The 20,063-nt window shown below is 62.5% G+C and carries 14 protein-coding genes; 11 read left to right on the plus strand and 3 right to left on the minus strand.

Going from position 1 to position 20,063, the window contains the following annotated elements; all coding sequences use genetic code 11:
* Window positions 1-24 precede the first annotated feature (24 nt).
* From RQ865_RS04675 to hrpB, 4 genes are all read left to right on the plus strand, one after another.
* Complete coding sequence (locus RQ865_RS04675) at window positions 25-1,179, plus strand: exonuclease SbcCD subunit D (RefSeq protein WP_311477959.1); 1,155 nt, start codon at window positions 25-27, stop codon at window positions 1,177-1,179.
* Window positions 1,176-4,310 carry an SMC family ATPase gene (locus tag RQ865_RS04680; RefSeq protein ID WP_311477960.1) on the plus strand — a complete coding sequence of 1,045 codons (3,135 nt, stop codon included), beginning with the start codon at window positions 1,176-1,178 and terminating at the stop codon, window positions 4,308-4,310. Before RQ865_RS04675 ends, RQ865_RS04680 begins: the two co-directional genes overlap by 4 nt.
* A 19-nt stretch (window positions 4,311-4,329) precedes the next feature.
* A complete protein-coding gene (locus RQ865_RS04685; protein ID WP_311477961.1) occupies window positions 4,330-7,098 on the plus strand; it encodes a cation-translocating P-type ATPase in 2,769 nt (922 codons plus the stop codon).
* A 117-nt stretch (window positions 7,099-7,215) separates the two neighbouring features.
* Entirely contained in the window at window positions 7,216-9,756 is a 2,541-nt protein-coding gene (hrpB, locus tag RQ865_RS04690; protein ID WP_311477962.1) for an ATP-dependent helicase HrpB, read from the plus strand.
* Window positions 9,757-9,890: 134 nt separating this feature from the next.
* On the opposite strand, the gene RQ865_RS04695 is transcribed toward hrpB, so the two are convergent.
* Together RQ865_RS04695 and RQ865_RS04700 are read right to left on the minus strand one after the other, a co-directional pair.
* The gene (locus tag RQ865_RS04695) at window positions 9,891-11,468 is read right to left on the minus strand and encodes an OFA family MFS transporter (protein ID WP_311477963.1); all 1,578 of its coding nucleotides are present in this window, start codon (window positions 11,466-11,468) and stop codon (window positions 9,891-9,893) included.
* Between the two features lie 96 nt (window positions 11,469-11,564).
* Entirely contained in the window at window positions 11,565-12,194 is a 630-nt protein-coding gene (locus RQ865_RS04700) for a hypothetical protein (protein WP_311477964.1), read from the minus strand.
* Window positions 12,195-12,274: 80 nt separating this feature from the next.
* On the opposite strand from RQ865_RS04700, the gene amrB reads away from it, so the two are divergent.
* The 6 genes from amrB (at window position 12,275) to RQ865_RS04730 (ending at window position 18,518) form a co-directional block, all read left to right on the plus strand.
* Window positions 12,275-13,102 carry an AmmeMemoRadiSam system protein B gene (gene amrB, locus RQ865_RS04705; protein ID WP_311477965.1) on the plus strand — a complete coding sequence of 276 codons (828 nt, stop codon included), beginning with the start codon at window positions 12,275-12,277 and terminating at the stop codon, window positions 13,100-13,102.
* On the plus strand, window positions 13,099-13,656 hold the full coding sequence (gene amrA, locus RQ865_RS04710) for an AmmeMemoRadiSam system protein A (RefSeq protein WP_311477966.1): 558 nt from the start codon (window positions 13,099-13,101) through the stop codon (window positions 13,654-13,656). The genes amrB and amrA overlap by 4 nt, the downstream gene beginning before the upstream one ends.
* Window positions 13,644-14,744 (plus strand): AmmeMemoRadiSam system radical SAM enzyme, encoded by a 1,101-nt coding sequence (gene amrS, locus RQ865_RS04715; RefSeq protein WP_311477967.1) that lies wholly within the window; start codon window positions 13,644-13,646, stop codon window positions 14,742-14,744. Before amrA ends, amrS begins: the two co-directional genes overlap by 13 nt.
* A gap of 24 nt (window positions 14,745-14,768) precedes the next feature.
* Entirely contained in the window at window positions 14,769-15,665 is an 897-nt protein-coding gene (locus RQ865_RS04720; RefSeq protein ID WP_311477968.1) for a patatin family protein, read from the plus strand.
* 75 nt (window positions 15,666-15,740) lie between these two features.
* Entirely contained in the window at window positions 15,741-16,892 is a 1,152-nt protein-coding gene (locus tag RQ865_RS04725; protein ID WP_311477969.1) for a pyridoxal phosphate-dependent aminotransferase, read from the plus strand.
* Window positions 16,893-16,988: 96 nt separating this feature from the next.
* The gene (locus tag RQ865_RS04730) at window positions 16,989-18,518 is read left to right on the plus strand and encodes a dGTP triphosphohydrolase (protein ID WP_311477970.1); all 1,530 of its coding nucleotides are present in this window, start codon (window positions 16,989-16,991) and stop codon (window positions 18,516-18,518) included.
* Window positions 18,519-18,553: 35 nt separating this feature from the next.
* Here RQ865_RS04730 and RQ865_RS04735 read toward each other — a convergent pair whose 3' ends face one another.
* Complete coding sequence (locus RQ865_RS04735) at window positions 18,554-19,249, minus strand: MOSC domain-containing protein (protein WP_311477971.1); 696 nt, start codon at window positions 19,247-19,249, stop codon at window positions 18,554-18,556.
* 71 nt (window positions 19,250-19,320) lie between these two features.
* Between RQ865_RS04735 and RQ865_RS04740 the strand changes: the two genes are divergently transcribed.
* On the plus strand, window positions 19,321-19,980 hold the full coding sequence (locus RQ865_RS04740; RefSeq protein WP_311477972.1) for a hypothetical protein: 660 nt from the start codon (window positions 19,321-19,323) through the stop codon (window positions 19,978-19,980).
* Window positions 19,981-20,063: the final 83 nt, after the last annotated feature.

Genomic DNA, 20,063 nt, shown 5'->3' on the forward strand with positions numbered 1-20,063 from the left:
GGAGGCTCGCGCTACGGTTTCGACATGCGCATCCTCCACACCTCTGATTGGCATATCGGACGCACCTTTCACGGCGAACCGGTACTCGATAACCTCGCGATCGCACTCGACCGTCTTCACGAGCAAGTGCGTGAACACCGCGTCGAGGTCGTGTGCATCGCTGGCGATATTTTCGATTCGGCAATCCCCTCGGGGCAGGCACTGCAGTTTTTCGAGGCTCGACTTGCCCAGTTTATTGACGACGGCGCGCGAGTGTTGGTCACCTCAGGCAACCATGATTCGGCTGCCCGGCTCGGCTATTTGGCGCGCTGGCTAGAAACGTCGGGCATCCACATCTTTGCCGACCCATCACATCCGGCCGAGTTTGTCGAGATAGAAGACACCACCGGCCCGGTTCGTTTTTACGGTATCCCCTATCTCGAACCGGCAATCGTGCGTCGCTACGCGGGTGATGCACCCATAAGTTCGCAGCGCGATGCGATTGCGTGGGCGATGGGGCAGGTGCACGATTCGGCAGTCGATTTCAGCGGGCGCATAGTCGTGCTTGCCCACTGTTTCGCTGCCGGAGTACCCGATAGCGGCGTGGCCGACGATATTGAACGCGATCTGAGCGCAGGAGGCATCGATGTGGTGCCACTGGAGCTATTCGAGGGGATCAACTATGTGGCGCTCGGCCATATCCATAGTCGGTCGGCACTCAACGACCGGGTGCGCTACTCGGGGGCACCGCTGCACTACTCGTTTAGCGAGGCAGGTCAGGGACGCGGCTCGTGGCTTATCGATCTTGATGGCGACGGCGATATCGACTGCCAGTGGCTTGCACTACCGGTGCCGAGGCCGCTGGTTGAACTCACCGGCACACTGACAGAACTCGAAACCGAAAGTCGATTCGCCGCGTACCACGACAACTGGGTGAGTGCTCGGCTCACCGATCCCGATCGACCGGTTGATGCAATGCGCCGCCTGCGAAAACGCTTTGCGCACGCCGTGCATCTCGAGTATGTGCAGCGCAGCACCGCCCAGCAGTCCCGCCGCTCGATACCTCGCGCCACCTCACCAACGGAACACACGGATGCGTTCCTCAAGCATGTTCGCGAGGCTCAGGGGCTGACCCGGGTTGAGCGTGAGGTGTTGGCCGAACTCCTGCATGAAATCCGCGAGCAGGAGGCCACGCGATGAAGATCCTTACGCTGACGGTTACCGGTTTCGGCCCCTACCGCACCGAACAGTTTGTTGATTTCACCCGCTTCGACGATGACGGACTCTTTCTTATTGCTGGCCCGACGGGAGCTGGTAAGTCGAGCGTGCTCGATGCCATCATGTACGCCCTGTATGGCAAGGCACCACGCTATGACGACACCGGCACGGGGCAACAAATCCGCAGTAATTTCTGCGAACCAGCCGACCCAACGCGGGTGGTAGTCGAATTCGAGCACGGTGGTGATCGCTACCGAATGAGTCGCTCACTCGACTATCAGGTGCCGAAAAAATCGGGTGACGGACTGCGCACTGTGCGCGGCAAGCTCGCTTTCGAGCGCTGTGACGGCGACCAGTGGCACACTCTCGCCACCCGGGCTCGGGAAGTGTCTCAGGAGTTCACGGCGGTGTTTCCGCTGAGTGCCGACGAATTCTTGCAGGTGGTGCTGTTGGCACAGAACGCCTTCATGAAGTTTCTCGACGCTAAGACTGGCGAGCGCCAGGAGGTGCTGCGAAAACTGTTTCGCACACATCTATACCGCGATCTGATGGATGCGGTAAAAACTCGCGCGGATGCGGCGCGTGCCGCGGTGGGTGAATCCCGCAGCAGCCTTGCCGACGCCGTGGCCGAAATCACACGGCTGCGCGATAGTGTCTGCGAAGCAGTCGACGGGGTATCCCCACAGAAGCCGTGCGACGTCAAAACTTCTACTGCCGACGAACCTGCACCGGCTAACGCAGCAGCACCTATTGCCGATGGCGCCGCCCATGACGGCAGCGCCGAGCAGCCCGAACCAGCACAGATCGTTTCGGTGGCGCTCGATGACATTGCCGCCGCTCAGCTGCGGGTGCATGAGGCACGCGACCGTGCCGAAGCCGTCGCCAAAGCCGACGAACAGCGCGCTGCCCTCGCTCGTGAGCAGCGCCAGCTGCAGCAAACCCGCGCTCGGTTGCAGCAAGAGCGTGCTGAACTGCAGCAGCAATCCCACACCCTCAGCGAGCAGATCGAACCCAAAATCACCCGGGCTGAAGCTGCCGCTCCCCTACTGCCCTATCTCGAAAGCCAACAGCAGGCGGCAGCCGCAGCCAACGAAGCAAAGGCTCGACTGCAATCAGCGCGCAGCCATTTTGCCAGTGTCGAAACCGATGCCGAACTCGAACTCGGTCGGGAACCAATCACGTTCGACCAAGAAGCCCCACTTGCAGCCGAGCTGGTAGATCAGCACACCCAGACGCTCGCACGCGCGCGCGAACTATTGGGGGTGCTCCGCGACCGCTCAAGCGCCGAAGCAGAACTCGAGCAGCTGCAGCAGCGCGACCAAGAGGCGAACGAGCACGTCGCCGAGCTCACTCAGCGGCTCGACCAGCTGCAGCATGAAGCTGCCACCCGCCCGGCAAAGCTGGCCGAACAGCGCGCGCAACACACCGAGTTAACCGGGCTGGCTGCGCTCGTCGGCGCGCGTGCAGCCACTGTGGAGCAGGCAGAGCTGGTGTGCGCGGCGGCGCGTCAACTTTCTACCGCCCAAACCCGGTGTGCACAGGCAATCGAGGCCTACCGCAGCGCGCTTGCCGAACGCGAACTCGCCAATCAGCACGAGCGCGAACTCGCCGAGCGGCGCTATCGAAACGCTGCCATCGAGTTGGCATCACAGCTTGCTCCGGGCGAAGCGTGCGCGGTCTGTGGTGCCACCGAGCATCCCAATCTGGCACACGCAAACAACACCCAGCAGCAACCGGTAACCGACACCGACCTGGCTACCGCTCACGAACGTTCACAGACCGCACATGAGCGTGCCACCGTCGCCCAGAACGAACTGCAAGAACGCCAGCGGGTACTCGATGCGCTGCAAGAACAGGCCTCCGGTATGGCACTCGAAGATGCCAGCGCAGCACTCACCACCGCGCGGGCTGCCCTCACCCAGGCCCGCGAGGCGAATGCCCAGCTGCAAGCGTGCGCCGAACACATCACGACCCTCGAACGTGCAATTGCTGCCGATGCGCAGCGGCTTCGCGATGCCGAAGCGGCCCTTGTGCAAGCACGCAGCTCGCTCGATAACGCGCTTTCGACAACCCAACAAAAACACACTGAGGTGACCCGGCTGCGAGCCGGGCAGCCGTCGATCGCCAAGCGAATCTCCCTCATTTCGGCACTCATCTCGGCCACCGAGTCACTGCTGGAATCGAATACCGCAGTGCTCGACACCAACCAGCGACTCGAAACCGCCAGCACCCAACTCGACACTCGGCTCGCTAGCTCACCGTTTGCCAACCGCGACCAGCTCACTGCAGCTGCGCTCACCGCATCTGAGCTAACACTGCTGCGCGAGCGTGTTGAGCGCCATCACGAAGCGCTCACTGCGGTGAACGCAAAGCTGAGTGATGAGCGCTTCAGCACCCTCCCCGATGCCCCCGTCGATAGCGACGCCCCCGCAGCCGCAGCCCGTGCAAGTGCCGATCGGCTCACCGAGCTCAACCAGCTCACCGGGTCGGTCGCCTCAGATCAGCGCCGAGCTACCGCACAGGCCGAGCTTTCGCACACACTCATTGACCGCATCGGCGATGAGGCCGTGCGTGCCGACGCCATAACCAGATTTGCCGACACACTGCGCGGTAGCAACTCACGCAAACAGAATCTCGAAGTGTTTGTGCTCGCGAGCTGGCTCGAAGAGATCGTTCAGGCCGCCAACGCACACCTCAGGCAGCTGTCATCGGGCCGATACCAGCTCGAAGTGGATGAGTCGATCGAGGCGCACGGCCGCCAGTCGGGGCTCGGCATCGCCGTATTCGACAGCTACAACGGTGAGCTACGGCAGCCACAATCGCTTTCGGGAGGCGAGTCGTTTCTCGTATCGCTCGCACTCGCGCTCGGCCTCGCCGAGGTGGTTTCGGCACAGGCTGGCGGCATCTCGCTCGACACACTGTTCATCGACGAGGGCTTTGGTTCGCTCGATAATGAAACCCTTGAGGTGGCCATGCGCACCCTCGATCAACTGCGTCAAAGCGGGCGCACTATCGGGGTAATTAGCCACGTCGAGGCAATGCACCAGCGCATCCCGGCAAAACTCACCGTGGCGCGTGAGCCAGACGGCTCCAGCCACCTGCGCGCCAAATAAGTCAGTTAGCCTGCCAACTGTGAACACTTCCGTCGCCGCGTCACCCGCAACCCCCTGGCATGCCCGCGAGCTCAGCACCGTGGCGGCACAGCTCGGTGTCGACCCCATTACCGGGCTGACAACCGATGAGGCAGCTCGTCGCCGTCAAGAATACGGTGGCAACGAACTGCGCGGGGCACCCTCGGTACCCCGCTGGCGACGATTCCTCGAGCAATTCCGCGATCCGCTCGTGTACCTGCTGTTCGCAGCGGTTGCCATCTCGATTGCGGCATGGACGATTGAGGGCGCAGCCTCGGTTCCGGTTGACGCGCTTGTCATTCTCGTCATCATCCTGCTCAACGCCGTCATCGGTTTTGTGCAAGAACAGCGTGCCTCCGAAGCGGTTGCCGCCCTTGCAGAAATGAGCTCGCCACAGGCCAGCGTTATCCGTGACGAGGTGCGTCAGCAGGTGCCGAGCATTGATCTGGTGCCGGGCGACATCATCCTGCTCGAAGAGGGAAATACGGTACCCGCCGACGCGCGCATTCTTGAATCGACCCAGCTATTGGTAGGCGAAGCGTCACTCACCGGTGAATCAGTGCCGGTTGAGAAGGATGCAACGGCGACAATTGCAGAGGATGCGGCACTGGGCGACCGGCTCACCATGGTGTTTTCAGGCACCGCGGTGGTTCAGGGCGTTGCCCGCGCGGCAGTTTGCACCACCGCAATGCGCACCGAGGTCGGAAAGATCGCCAAACTGCTCGACGCCGCCGAGACCGAGGCAACACCGCTCGAACGCGAGATCGCCGCCGTCGGTAGGTCGCTCACCGTGCTAGTGCTGCTCATCGCGCTAGTGGTGATGGTGAGCGTGTATGCGGTTACCCCCGATCACTCGGCGTCAAGTCTGATCACCATCTTGCTGCTCGGAGTTTCACTGGCGGTAGCCGCCGTTCCCGAGGGTCTGCCGGCGATTCTGTCGCTCGTGCTGGCGCTCGGTGTGCAGCGGATGGCTGCCCGTCGGGCCATCGTTAAGCGGCTCAGCTCGGTCGAAACACTCGGGTCAGCCACGATCATCTGTTCGGATAAAACCGGCACGCTCACGCGAAACGAGATGACCATAGAGCGCGTGTGCACCGCGGCCAGCGAGACGTATCTCAACTCATACTCCCCCGACGCTACCGATGCATCCGCGGTTGCACGTGTGCTACGCCTTGGCTCCATCGTCAATAACGCCGAGGTGCGTTTCAGTGATGATGCCGCCCCTGAAGTCTTCGGCGACCCCACCGAAGCTGCCTTTCAACTCGCGCTACACCGGCACCACATCGACACGCCGCGGGTAACCCGGCTACGCGAGGTTCCGTTCACCTCGACACGCAAACGCATGTCGGCTCTCGTCGCCACCGAGTCGGGAAATCGCAGCGTTGTCGCCAAGGGCGCACCCGATGTGCTCATCGAACGATGCGACCGGGTAGTTGTCGACGGTGCGGTAGTGCCCCTCACTCCGAAACTGCGCGACACCATCCTGCAGCAGATCACCGCACTATCAGCGCAGGCCTATCGCACCCTGGCAATTGCTGCCCGCCCGGCTGACGACGCTGACGCGCATGCCGCCGATGATGAGTTTGAGTCGCGACTCATCTGGCACGGTGTTGTCGGCATCGTCGACCCTCCGCGCACCGAGGTTGCCTCAGCCATTAGCGAAGCGAAAGGCGCCGGCATCCGCGTCGTCATGAGTACCGGCGACCATCCCCGCACCGCCAGCCGAATCGCTACCGATCTGGGGGTCATCGACGCCACGCGCGATGCCGCGCCGCTCACCGGCCCACAACTCGACCGGCTGCGTGATGACGAGTTTGCTGTTGCAGTGCGCGAAACCTCGGTGTTTGCACGCGTCGCGCCCGAACACAAGCTAAGAATTGTCAACGCGCTGCGCGCCGAAGGCGAAGTGGTGGCGATGACCGGTGACGGTGTCAATGACGCGCCCGCACTCAAATCGGCTGATATTGGTGTCGCGATGGGCGTCACCGGCACCCAGGTCACCCACGAATCGGCCGATATGATCCTCGCCGACGACAACTTCGCCACCATCGTCGCTGCCGTGCGCGAAGGACGCGGAATCTTCGCAAATATCCGCAAGTTCCTGCGCTACCTGCTCTCATCGAATATGGGCGAGGTGCTCACCATGCTGCTCGGGGTGGTGCTCGGCGCGATGCTCGGGCTGCGACTCGATGACGGCACAGTGATCCTGCCGCTACTTGCCACACAGATTCTGTGGATCAATCTGCTCACCGATTCGCTACCAGCTTTGGCGCTGGGGGTTGACCCCACCGATGCCACCGTGATGCAGCACCCTCCACGCCGACTCACCGACCGCGTCATCGATGGGCAGATGTGGTTCACGATCGTGTTTGTGGGCCTCGTCATGGCTGCGGCCACACTCTTTGCCTTCGATTTCTTCCTGCCCGGTGGTCTCATCGACGGACCGCACACCACTGACGAGCCCCACGCCCGCACGGTTGCTTTCACGGTGCTGGTGTTCGCTCAACTCTTTAACGTGTTCAACTGCCGATCGGATACGCGTAGCGCGCTCAGCGGTATGTTCCACAATCGCTGGCTGTGGTGCGCCATCGGAATTTCAGCGCTGCTTCAGGTGGCGGTGATCTATCTTCCCGTGCTCAATCACGCGTTCGGCACCGTACCGCTCAACCTCGAGCAGTGGGTCATGGCAATCGTGCTCGCTTCGATGGTGCTGTGGGCCGATGAGCTGCGCAAGCTCACCCATTGGGCGTTCAGTGGCTCGCGCAGCTAGTGGTCCCCGCGACCATCAGCTCTATTTCGAGGCAGCTCGGGGCCGCGCATCATTCGCTGCGGCTGGTGGCCGATATGGTTAGGGGCATCCGACTTTACGCCTGAGGATTGCGTTCACTTGACCAGCTTTAACGTTGATGCCATCGGCCGCGGCCTTCCCGCTCACGCCTTGCAGCAACCGTTGCGCTCGGCCATCATCGAACATCGCGCCGCAGTGGTCACATCCCCTCCCGGTTCGGGAAAGACCACGGTGGTGCCGCCGGTGCTCGCGAACATCGCCGATGGCCGCGTGCTCGTGGCTCAGCCCCGACGCGTGACAGCCCGGGCCGCAGCCAGACACCTTGCCACACTCACCGGCACACCGCTGGGCGATTTGGTGGGGTACACAGTGCGAGACGACAGCAGAGTGTCGCGCAACACGCGCGTCGAGTTCGTGACTGCCGGGGTGCTCGTACGCCGGCTACTTGGCAACCCCGATCTTTCCGGAGTGTCGGCGGTGGTGCTCGACGAGGTGCATGAGCGCAGCATCGACGCCGATCTCGCGTTCGCGTTCAGCCAACAAATCGCTCTGCTGCGTGACGATCTCGCTGTGGTGGCGATGTCGGCAACCCTCGAGGCCGCGCAGTGGTCAGCGCTGCTCGGCGATGCGCCCGTGCTCTCGGTGCCGATGGAGCTGCATCCGCTCACAGAAAATTGGGCGCCGTTCCCCGGCCACCGACTCGATGAGCGTGGCGTGCGCCGCGAGTTTCTCGCCCATATTGCCGCCACCACGCGCGAAGCGATGGCTGCGCATCCCGAACATTCGGCGCTGGTGTTTCTTCCCGGGCATCGCGAAGTTGAACGGGTGGTGACGCTTTTGCGTGCCGACGGCATCGAGGCGGTGCCACTGACCGGTTCGCTCTCGGCCACCGAACAGGATGCGGTGCTGCAGCCCGCGCGAAACGGTGCCCAGCGTGCGGTGGTCGCCACTTCGGTTGCCGAGTCATCGCTCACCGTGCCAGATATTCGCATCGTGGTGGATTCGTGTCTTGCGCGCGAGCCGCGGCTCGATCTTGCACGCGGTATCTCGGGGCTCGTCACCGTCTCGATGTCGCAAGATTCGGGTCGACAGCGAGCCGGTCGTGCCGCACGTGTGGGTCCGGGTGCCGTGTATCGCTGCGTCAGTGAGGCGCAGTGGGCGAGTTTTTCGGCCGCCCGGAAACCCGAAATCACCACTGTCGATCTCACCGAAACCGCGCTGCTACTGGCGTTGTGGGGTGACGCGTTTGCTCGCGATCTCGCCCTCCCCGACCACCCGGCACCCGATGCCCTGCGTCGAGCGCAGCAGACGCTGCAGCTGCTGGGTGCCGTCACGATCACGGGTGACGGCACGGTTGAGATCACCGATCTCGGTAAACAATTGGTGCGGTTTCCGGCGCATCCTCGCCTTGCCCGCGCCCTCATCGATGCGGCACCGCGCATTGGAGCGGTTGCGGCGGCCGGGTGTGTTGCCACGCTGCAGTCAATCCAGCGGGCACCGCGGTGCGATCTTGCCGCACTTGATCGCCAACTGCGGCGCGGTGATGACGCAGCGGCTCGGCAGTGGCGTCGCGAACGCGACCGGCTGCAGCGGCTACTCACCGAGGTTACGGCGGCCCAACCACCGAGCGAGTCGGCGGCTGCGCTTCCGCGCGAGCAGGCGCTGGCGTTTGTGGCGGCGGCCGCTCACCCCGAACGAATTGCCTGCGCGCGCGGTGGTGATGGTTCGTATCTGCTGGCCAGTGGCACCGGCGCACAGCTGCACCGTGATGCCGCGCTGTTGGGTCAGCAGTGGCTGGTGGTCACCGATGTTGCCCGCGCCCATGCCGCGGATGGTTCGGGGGCACAGATTCGGGCAGCGGTGCCCATCACGAAACAGCTCGCGCTTGAGGTGGCTGCCACGCTGCACACGACCGTAACCGAAACTGCGCTCGTTGATGGTCGGGTGAAGGCACGCAGCTACGAGCGCCTCGGCGCGATCACGCTCTCGGAGACGGCCGTGGCCCCCACGCCCGACCAGGCGCTCGAATGTGTACGTGATGAGTTCGCGCGGCGCGGCCCGCAGCTGCTGCACTGGTCGATGGCGGCCCAGCAGCTGCGCAACCGGTTGGCGTTCGTGCGCCGCTACCTGGGTGATCCGTGGCCGGATGTTTCGGATGCGGCGCTGCGCGAGCAGGGTGCGGATTGGCTTGCACCCGAGTTCACACAGCTCGCCCAGGGGGCATCGCTGCGTTCGGTCGATTTGGTGGCAGCGCTACAGCGGCTGCTGCCCTGGCCCGAGGCTGCAGGTTTGCCCGAACTGGCGCCGGAACATTTGCGGGTGCCAACCGGTTCAAAAATCCGCATTGAGTATCCGCAGGCAGGTGAGACGGATGCACCGGCACGGTGTTCGGTGAAGCTGCAAGAGTGTTTCGGGATGCTCAATACGCCGCTGCTGGTAGGCGGACGGGCGCCGCTGGTGATGCAGCTATTGTCACCGGCGCAGCGGCCGGTGGCGATTACGGAAGACCTCGCGTCGTTCTGGCAGCAGGGATACCCACAGGTGCGTGCTGAGTTGCGTGGCCGTTACAGTAAGCATCCCTGGCCGGAAGACCCATGGACTGCACCGCCGCAGCGAGGCACGAAAAAATCGGGCCGCTAATCACCTCGGCCGTCTGAAAGCCCCTGAAAGCCGACGGGTCGTGGCCTGACGTTCGCTGCGGCACGGAAAGAACCTTTCGGGCCCCGGGGCCGAGGCACCGAACGGTTCTTGTCGTTGCTGAGCGAGTTGTGCTGCTAATAGATGAATAGCTGCGCCGCAGTGATTGCGGTCATGATCACGCCGTAGGCGAGTATTCCGCTGACGATCAGCCACGAGAATATGAGACGACCGGAACCCGGCAGTGATTTATCGCCAACCTGGTCGATTTCACTGCGACCGTTGAGTTCGTCAAGGTGTGCTGTAACAGTGTCTTCGGGTTCGTGGAACCGTGAGTCGACCCCGCGCACCAGCAGGTTGGCGATGAAACCGACCGCGAGCACACCGATCATGATGAACAGGGCGACCCGGTAGGCGCCGGCATCGAGTTCACCGGGCTTGCCCTGGGCGTCGAGCACCGCGTTAACGATCAGTGGCCCGGCCACACCGGCCGCCGACCAGGCGGTGAGTAGCCGCCCGTGGATGGCGCCCACCTGGTAGGTGCCGAACATATCGCGCAGATAGGCGGGGATGGTTGCGAAGCCGCCACCGTAGAACGACAGCGCAATCACTGCGAACAGCACGAAGAGCGCCACCGAGGTGTGCCCGAGTAGCGCCAGGCCCGCGAACATCAGCATGCCAACACCGAGGTAGATCATGTAGATCGGTTTGCGACCGATCTTGTCGGAGGTCGACGACCACACGAACCGGCCCGCCATGTTGAACAGCGATAGCAGCCCCACAAAACCTGCGGCGGCTGCCGCGGCCACTGTCGAGGTGCCGTCGGGCTGACGGAAGAAGTCTTGGATCATGGGGCTTGCCTGCTCGAGGATGCCGATACCCGCGGTGATGTTGGTGAACAGCACGATCCACAGCAGCCAGAACTGCGGGGTGCGGATGGCGTTCTTTGCCGACACCGATTTGTCGGTGATCATTGAGTTGCTCTTGGCAGGGGCGGGCGTGAAGCCTTCGGGTTTCCAATCGGGGTGCGGCAGGCGAATGTTGGCGACACCGATGAGCATTAGCACCAGATAGATGGCGCCCAGGGTGACAAATAGCAGCGCCACGGCCGAGCCGCTCACCACCGCAGCTTTGTCGCTGGGGTCGAAGGCTGGGTCGTAGAGGCTCATGAGCTGGCGCGAGATGGGGCTGGCAACCATCGCACCGCCGCCGAAGCCCATGATCGCCAGGCCCGTTGCCAGACCGGGGCGGTCGGGGAACCATTTGATGAGGGTCGACACCGGCGAGATATAGCCGATACCGAGGCCGATACCCCCTATCACGCCGTAACCGATGTAGAGCAGCCACAGTTGCTGGGTTGCGATACCGAGCGAACCGATGAGAAAACCCGCCACCCAAAAACACATGGAGAAAAACATGGCCTTGCGCGGGCCATTGCGGTCTACCCAGGTGCCCAGCACTGCGGCCGAGACACCCAACATGACGATGGCGATCGAGAAGATGATGCCGATTTCGGTGAGTCCCACACCGAAGTGTGCGGCGAGCGAGGTTTTATACACGCTGGTTGCGTAAACCTGGCCGATGCTTAGATGCACGGCGAGGGCTGCGGGTGGGATGAGCCAGCGGTTATATCCAATTGGGGCGATGATGTTTCGCCGGTCAAGATACCCGGCGAGGCCGCCACGACGCGCGGACGACACTGATGAAGTGGTCATCGAAGTTACTCCTGAGTTGAATCAATCGCGCCTATGCGATCAGAGCTAACAGTGATTCCGGGAGCACAATACGCCGATTCGGTCGGTATTTCGAAGTCAGCGCTCAGGTTTCAACCCGAAAAGTGATCGCAACGGTGCGGTGAGACGAGCCCACCGCTCACGGCGACGCTGCCGAATCTCGTGCCTGCGGGCGCCCCGACGAAGATCGTCCACGAGCCCCATGAGCCGGTCTTTTCGGTCGACAGGATCGTCTTGATCGGGTGGAATTGCCGTGTCTTGCAGCATCCGCGCCCGGAACATTTCGTCCATCGCGTCTTGACGTGCCTGAGTGGCAAGCTCGGAGCGGAACTGTTCGTCATCGCGTTGGCTGCGCAGCAGCTTCGCGAGCGCGGCCTCGGCATCGCTGCGCAATTGCAGCGATTCGGGGTCGAGGTTTTCTGCCGGGTTGCCTCGGTAGGCCTGGCTGCCCTTGGTGCGCACGAGCTTGCGGGTAGCGGCCAACCGCTCGGCTGCCGCATCGCTTTCGTCTGCCAGCCGATCAATTTCGGTGAGCACCAGCTCGTCATAGTGTGACCGCGGTAGCCGCTGTTGTTTACCCATCACTTCCACAATGATGCGGTTCTTCACGCGCATCCGCAGCACCGAACGAGCGATCATCAATCCCTCGTTCGCGAGCCGATCGACTTCATCGTCGAACTCAGCCGACCTCTCGGCAGCATCGGCCATCTCGACTCCTTTCAGCCTTCCTATTATGCAGCCGCGGTGACATTCCGCAGCCACTCAGCCACGAGTGTCATTCTGGTCGTATGAGCACCGTGCGCCATCCGGCCGTGGCCGGAATGTTTTACCCAGCTGAGCCTGACGAGCTGCGCGTGCAGGTAGACGGGTTGCTGACCCAGCGGCCTCATGCCGCCTTGCCCAATCTGCGGGCCCTGATCGCCCCGCACGCCGGCTATCGTTTCTCGGGGGCGATTGCTGCATCCGGTTATAACTGCATCCCGCTCGGCGCACCGCTGCGGGTGCTGCTGCTTGGGCCCACGCACCGGGTGGCGATTCGTGGCGTTGCTGACCCGGCAGCTGATGCGTTCGCCACCCCCCTGGGCCAGGTGCCGCTGGATGCAGAGTTGATGACCGCAGTACGTGAACTGCCGGTTGTGGTGCCGGCGCCGCAAGTGCATGCGCAAGAACATTCACTCGAGGTGCATCTGCCGTTCTTACAGCGCTTGGCCGCGAGCGCTGACGTGCCGTTCACAGTGGCACCGCTTGCGGTGGGTGACGTGGCGCCTCCGGTTGTAGCCGGGGTAATTGCCCGGGCGCTTGCAGCCGTGCCGGATACGCTCGTGCTGGTGTCGAGCGACCTTTCGCACTACCTCAGCTATGCGCAGGCGCAAATACGCGATGCGCAAACTATCGAGCAGGTGCTGGCTTGCGCTGCGCAGCTGCGTGCGGGTGATGCCTGCGGAGTGCGTCCCGTGAACGGTCTGCTGCACGCCGCCGCAGCTGGCGGTTGGCAGCCTCAGCTGGTTGCTGCCGCGAATTCGGGTGATACACCCTATGGCGATCACGACCGCGTTGTCGGCTATGCCGCAGTAACTTTCACCGAACCAACACCACCCCTTGGAGGTGCTGAATGATGCACACACTCACTGATGAACAGGGGCTCGTCCTCGTAAAGCTGGCGCGAGCCACTATCGCGGCCGAGCTGGGGGTGCACACCGATTGGCCCGGTGGTGATGAAGCGCTCCACCATCCCGGTGCCACATTCGTGACCCTCGAAATTGACGGCGCGTTGCGCGGGTGTATCGGCACGCTCTCGGCCTTCCGCAGCATCCGCGATGATGTCACCGAGAACGCACTGGCCGCAGCGTTTAACGATCCGCGGTTTCCCCCGCTCAGCGCGAGCGAGCTTGAGCGGGTTTCGGTGAGTGTGTCGCTGCTCACTGCGCCAGTTGCGCTTGAGTTTGACGGCACCGAGGCGGGTGCGATCGATGCGCTGCGGCCCGGCGTCGACGGGCTGATTCTGCGTTCGGGGCGGCACCGGGCAACCTATCTTCCGCAGGTGTGGCGGCAGCTTCACGATCCGAAGCAGTTCTTGCACGGCCTCAAACGCAAGGCACGGCTCGATGAGCGTTTTTGGTCGCCGAATATTGAGCTGCTGCGCTATGAGGTGCGCGAGTGGAGCGAGTAGCGGCTCGCTGGTGGCATGTGGTTGATGATGGCCGCTTGCAGTGTGATCTGTGTCCGCGCGAGTGCAAGCTACGTGACGGGCAGCGCGGGTTTTGTTTTGTGCGGATGCGTGACGGTGACGAAATCGTGCTCGACACCTACGGCCGCTCGAGCGGGTTTTGTATCGACCCGGTTGAAAAGAAACCACTAAACCACTTCTATCCGGGAACCTCGGTGCTGAGTTTCGGCACCGCCGGCTGCAATCTCGGTTGCAAGTTTTGCCAAAACTGGGATATTTCGACCTCGCGTGAGATTGACCGGCTCGCAGATCAGGCTACGCCCGAAGCCATTGCGCAGGCAGCCATTCGCACCGGATGCGATTCGGTGGCGTTCACCTACAACGACCCGACTATTTTTGCCGAGTATGCGATTGATATTGCTGAGGCCTGCCGCGAGCGCGGAGTGAAGTCGGTTGCGGTGAGTGCCGGTTATATTTCGCCGGGGCCACGCGCCGAGCTCTATCGTGCGGTTGATGCCGCAAATATCGATCTCAAGGGGTTTACTGACGACTTCTATCGCCGCATCACCGGTGCGCGGTTGCAGACGGTGCTTGACACGCTCAGTTTCATTCAGAACGAAACCGATTGCTGGTTGGAGATCACCACGCTGCTGATTCCGGGCCATAACGATTCGGATGCTGAGATTGAGCAGATGGCGAGTTGGGTGGTCAATGAGCTGGGGCCACAAGTGCCGCATCATTTCACGGCTTTTCATCCCGATCATCGGATGCGTGATGTGCCGCGTACACCGCCACAGACACTTTCTCGGGCGCGCGAGATCGCGCTCGCTGCCGGTGAGCGTTTTGTTTACACCGGCAACGTGCATGATGCTGTCGGCGGCACCACCTGGTGTCCGCAATGTGGTGCGGAGCTGATCGTGCGCGATTGGCATCGGGTGCTGGAGTATCGGTTGACAGCTGATGGGTGCTGCCCTGAGTGCGGCTGTGCGCTCCCGGGCCGGTTTGCCGAGCGGGTGGGAACGTTTGCTGGTCGCCGCATCCCGGTGCGGTTGGTATCTCGGCCGCGTTCCGGGCGCGAGCCGCAGCCGTAACCGAGTCTTGCAACAATGTTTGGTATGACGCATTCCGACGCTTTGGCATCGACGGCTCTCATTTTTGAGGGTGGTGGGATGCGCGCCAGTTTCACTTCGGCGGTGGTGACCCGGCTCATTTCCGAGGGTATTGATTTTCCCTGGGTGGGTGGCATCTCGGCCGGTGCCAGCTGCACCGCGAACTATTTGAGCCGCGACGCCGGCCGCGCACGCGTATCGTTTGTGGAGTTGGCTGCCGACCCAAACTTTGGCAGTTGGCGCACCTGGATGCAGGGCAAGGGCCGGTTTCATGCCGAATATATTTATGAACAAACCGGGCTTCCTGGCGCGGCACTCCCCTACGATTGGGACGCGTTCCGCGCGCATCCGGCGCAATTCGCGATCGGCGCGGTGCAGGCTGACACTGGCCGGATGGTCTACTGGGGCCGCGACGATATGCACGACCTGCACGATCTGATGGTGCGGGTGCGTGCCTCTTCGACGCTGCCGGTGTGGATGCCGCCGGCGACGATTGACGGTCACGTGTATTTCGATGGGGCGCTGGGCCCCACCGGTGGGTTCGCGCTGGATGCTGCGAAAGCTGCAGGTTTTTCACGTTTTGTGGTGGTGCTCACGCGGCCACGCAACTATGTGAAACCGCTCAGCGGCAGCGTTACTTCGGCTGGTTTACGCAAGCTTTTTCGACGCTATCCGGCGATTGCTGACGCGGTGATCAAGCGGCCCTTGCGGTATAACCGCACCCGTGTAGAGCTGTTTGAGTTGGAGCGCAGCGGCCGAGCATACCTGTTCAGCCCCGAGGGGTTAACCGTCTCGAACGCCGAAACCGATGTGCGCAAGCTGCGGCACATGTACGAGCTCGGTAGCGCTCAGATTGAACGCGAACTACCAGCGATACGCGAGTTTCTCGAGCTGCCCGGCTGATCGCTTCACCCGGCGATTGACTTTGCATGACACGCTCAGCGGGGTTGTTGGTGTTCTGATCAGTAGCATGAGGGCATGAGCGAGCTTGTGTCCCGGATGCGCCGGTTTGGTACCACGATTTTTGCCGAAATGTCGGCGTTGGCTGTCGAACACGACGCCGTGAATCTCGGTCAGGGGTTCCCCGACACTTCTGGCCCGCAAGCGGTGCTGGATGCGGCGATCACGGCGATTACCGAGGGCCGTAACCAGTACCCGCCCGGCCCCGGAGTGCCGCAGCTTCGCAATGCCGTCGCCGCACACCAGCGTCACTGGTATGGCCTGGAGTGGGATGTTGATTCGGAAGTGCTGGTCACCGCCGGGGCCACCGAGGCGCTGGCGGCGGCAATTCTGGCGCTGTGCGAACCGGGTGATGAGCTGATTGCGTTTGAGCCGTTCTACGACGCCTACGATGCTGATGCGGCGCTCGCGCAGGCGACGCTCGTGCCGGTGCGGCTCGAATGGCCGGAGTTCGCGCTTGATGTTGATCGGCTTGCATCCGCCATCACACCCAACACCCGCGCAATTTTGGTGAACACGCCCCACAATCCCACCGGGCACGTGTTTTCACGTACCGAGCTCGAGCAGATTGCCGAGTTGGCTATCGCGCACGACCTCGTCGTGATTACCGACGAGGTGTATGAACACCTCGCGTTTGACGAGCACCGGCACATTCCGATGGCTTCGCTTCCGGGGATGCGTGATCGCACCGTTACGATCTCGTCCGGCGGTAAAACGTTCGCCACCACGGGCTGGAAGGTTGGTTGGGTGACTGGTTCTGCCGAGCTGGTGTCGGCAGTGACCGCGGTGAAGCAGTGGCTCACCTATGTGAACGCTGGCCCCCTGCAGGAGGGTATTGCGGTGGGGTTGGCACTGCCGGATGCCGAGTTTGCGGCGATTTGTGAGCAGCTGCGCGCCGGCCGTGACCTGCTGGTGCCGGCGCTTGCGGATGCCGGGTTTGCGGTGGCACCGGTGAACGGTGGTTATTTTGCGGTGGCGGATGCTGCACCTTTGGGGGTTACTGATGCGGCGCAGCTGTGTCGTGAGCTACCGCAGCGCATCGGGGTGGCGGCAGTGCCGCTATCGGCGTTTTACCGCGATGCTTCGGGGGCTGAGTCGCTCGTGCGGTTCGCGTTCTGTAAGCGCCCCGAGGTGCTGCATGAGGCGGCGGCGAGGCTGCGGAAGCTTTAGGGTGCGGCGCTCGCTGCTTGTTCACTTGTGCGGTTGGTTCGTGCCGGGCAGAGGTAGTGTGACACCAGCAGCCATTTGATATCGCCGAGGTTGTTCATGAAACCGCATTCCCGCACTGCCCGACGTTTCGCCGATGCTGTTGGCGGTCACGAGATTGCCGATAGCGACACCGAGTTTCGACGCGACCTGGAGCGCATCCGGTTTTCGCCCTATTACGCGCGGCTTTCGGCCGTGACACAGGTGATCGGCCAAACGGGCGCCGGGCCGCTCGTGCACAATCGGCTCACGCACTCGCTCAAAGTCACCGCGGTGGCACGCACTATCGCGAAGCAACTGGCGGATGAACTTGATGAACTCGCCGCCAAACGCGACGAGTACCGCTGTGACCCGGTGGTGACGCAGGCGGCAGCTGCCGCGCACGATCTCGGGCATCCACCGTTTGGGCATCTTGGCGAGCAGGTGCTCGACCGGGTCGCTCGTGAAACACTCGGCCTGCCAGATGGGTTTGAGGGAAATGCCCAGACCTATCGCATCGTCACCGCCCTGGATGTGTGGCACGATACCGACCACGGCCTCAACCTCACTGCCGCCACTCGCTCGGCAACCGCGAAGTATCCGTGGACACCTGCGGTTACGGTCACCGATCCCGCCGCGTTGCTGCCGCCGGGGTTGCGCCGGATTGATGGCGAGCTGGTGGTGCGCAAATATTCGGCCTATTTTGTGGATGCGGCAGATCTTGCGGATGCCAGGGAGGGGTCTGCCGGGGTTTTGCCGCTGCAGCAGTCGCTCGAAGCGACGGTGATGGATATTGCCGACGATATTGCCTATTCGGTGCACGATGTCGATGATTTTTATCGGGCCGGTCTGCTCGGTAAGGGCGCGGTTGCGCGTGAGCTTGGTTCGTGGCTTGAGGATGCGTTGGAGTTGCGGCAGCTGGATGCCTCACAGCTGGGTGGGCAGCGGCCCCGACCGGGTGCCCCGTTGGAGCTGTTGCGGCGCAAACTGCACGCTGACGACCCCTGGATCGCCGATGATGATGCGTTTGCGGATGCGGTGCGGCTGGTGGCTGATGACCTGGTGGATGGTCTGCTCGCGGAAGATTTCGATGGCTCACTCACCACTGAGCGGGCACTGTCGTCGTTCACGAGCCGCTGGATCGGGTATCTGCAGCAGGCGGTGGTGTTGGCTCCGGCAGACAATCCGCGCACGGGGCTTGTGACATTGGATGTGGCGGCCTGGCACGCGGTGAATGTGCTCAAGTTTGTGCACCGGCACTTTATTTTGAACCGGCCCGATATTGCGATGTATCAGCGCGGGCTCAGCCTTGTGTTGCTGCGGATCGTGAACGGATTAACGTCGTGGCTCGACGACCGGTATGACCGTGAACGGGTGCCGCCGCGGCTGCGAGAGCTTGTTGAGCTCGCCACCCGTCAGCAGTTGGCGCTCATGCAGCGTCGCCCCGAGGGGGTACCGACGCCCGAGTCGGTGGCGCAAGCGCACCGGTTTGGGGTGGGGCGTGGAGTGCTCGACTATGTGTCGTCACTCTCGGACGATCAGGCGTTTGCACTGTCGGAGGCGATTGATGGTCGACCCGACCGGCTGTGGGAAATCGGCCGCAGCCTGTAGACCTGCCCCGGGTGTCGCATCCGCGTGCTCGTCTATTAGGTGGTGCCGAACAGCCGTGCCGAGTCGTCTTCGAGCTCGCCACTGAGCCGACGCTGAAGTGTCGCACGCCAGCGTTCGGGAAGTTCGGGCGATGCGAGTAGGCGCTGGATGTCGCCAGTGTCGTTGCGGTCGACGTTCATGATGCGATTGGTTTCGGCCACCGATACCGAGTTTTCGAGTCGTTCAACCAGACGCAGGGTGTCGCCCTGGGCGACGGTGCCGGGTTCGAGCACCCGGAAATAGAAACCGGTGCGGTTGGTGGTTTGCATGAGCTGCGGCAGCTGCCTCATCCTCCAGCGTGCCGATACCGTGGCGCAAGGGCGGCGTGGCTGAGTGACCTGCACGCGCAGATCGTCGAGTTGAAAAATGTCGCCGAGGTTCACCTGTTCGTCGGTGAGACCTTCGAGGGTGAGGTTTTCGAAGAGCGCGCCTTCGGGAAGGGGGATACCGTCGGCCCGCCACCGGTCGATGAACTCGAACGGGTAGCAACAGATTGCCTTGTTGGGGCCGCCGTGCACTTTCAGGTTGCCCTGTTCGTCGCCTTCGAGCCCTTGCAGGGTGACTGGCACGCGCCCGTCACGGGGTGTTTTGGCTGCACCAGTGTTGATTTCGCGGCCGTTCCACTGTTGGGTGGTGACTTTGCCGGTGCGCACCCGACGAACCCTGCCTATGAGTCTGTGCGTGTGCGTCATGGTTTGAGTGTGGCATGGCTCGCTGACCTGGTTCTGGGTGCGCGATGAGGCTCGGCCGTTAGCATGTGCGCATGCGAAATCAACGACGTGCCGCACTGGCTTTCTCTTTGCTACTGGCGCTGCCTCTTGCCGCTTGTTCGACGGCAGATTCGGAGGGTGATCCGAAACCCGACCTGAACAGCGTCACCCAGATTCCCGAGTCGTGGTTGCAGCAGACCGCTGATGGCTGGGAGTCATCGGACGGCTACGGGCTCGAATACCCGGTGCTGAGCGAGGGTGAGTGCCTGTTGGCCGAGAAGATGCCGCGCATCCTTGATAAGCGGGCAAAGATCACTAATGTTGGCTGGGGTAGCTATGCGAACGATACCGAGGGGTATCGCTACATCTGTGACTTCTGGCGGCGCGATATGTACGCGGGCGACTTGCAGATCATCCAGGCTTCAAATAGCGCCGATGCTCAGGCAGCCTACGACGAATTCAAGAACACGCCGAGCACACCAGAACAAGACAACACAGTCGAGACGGTCACCTCGGGCAATCTTGAGGTGTTGGTGTTGACGCGCTGGTATCCCACGAACCCGCAAGGCTATTACAGTGCGCTGTATTACGACGAGGATGCCCAGGCACTGTTCATTATCGAGATCAATTCGCTGTCGAAAGAGAACTTTGATGCGCTCTCGCCGCAGGATGTCGCGGATCTACTCGTGGGGTTGATGGCAACCGCTCAGTAGCGGGCAAGCATTAGTGCTTTGTTGTTAGCTCGCAGGTTGCGAGCCAGAAAATGAAGTTGCCCTCACCGGTTCATTGAATCGAT

It is taken from the genome of uncultured Gulosibacter sp. (assembly GCF_963509965.1).
Classification (GTDB): domain Bacteria; phylum Actinomycetota; class Actinomycetes; order Actinomycetales; family Microbacteriaceae; genus Gulosibacter.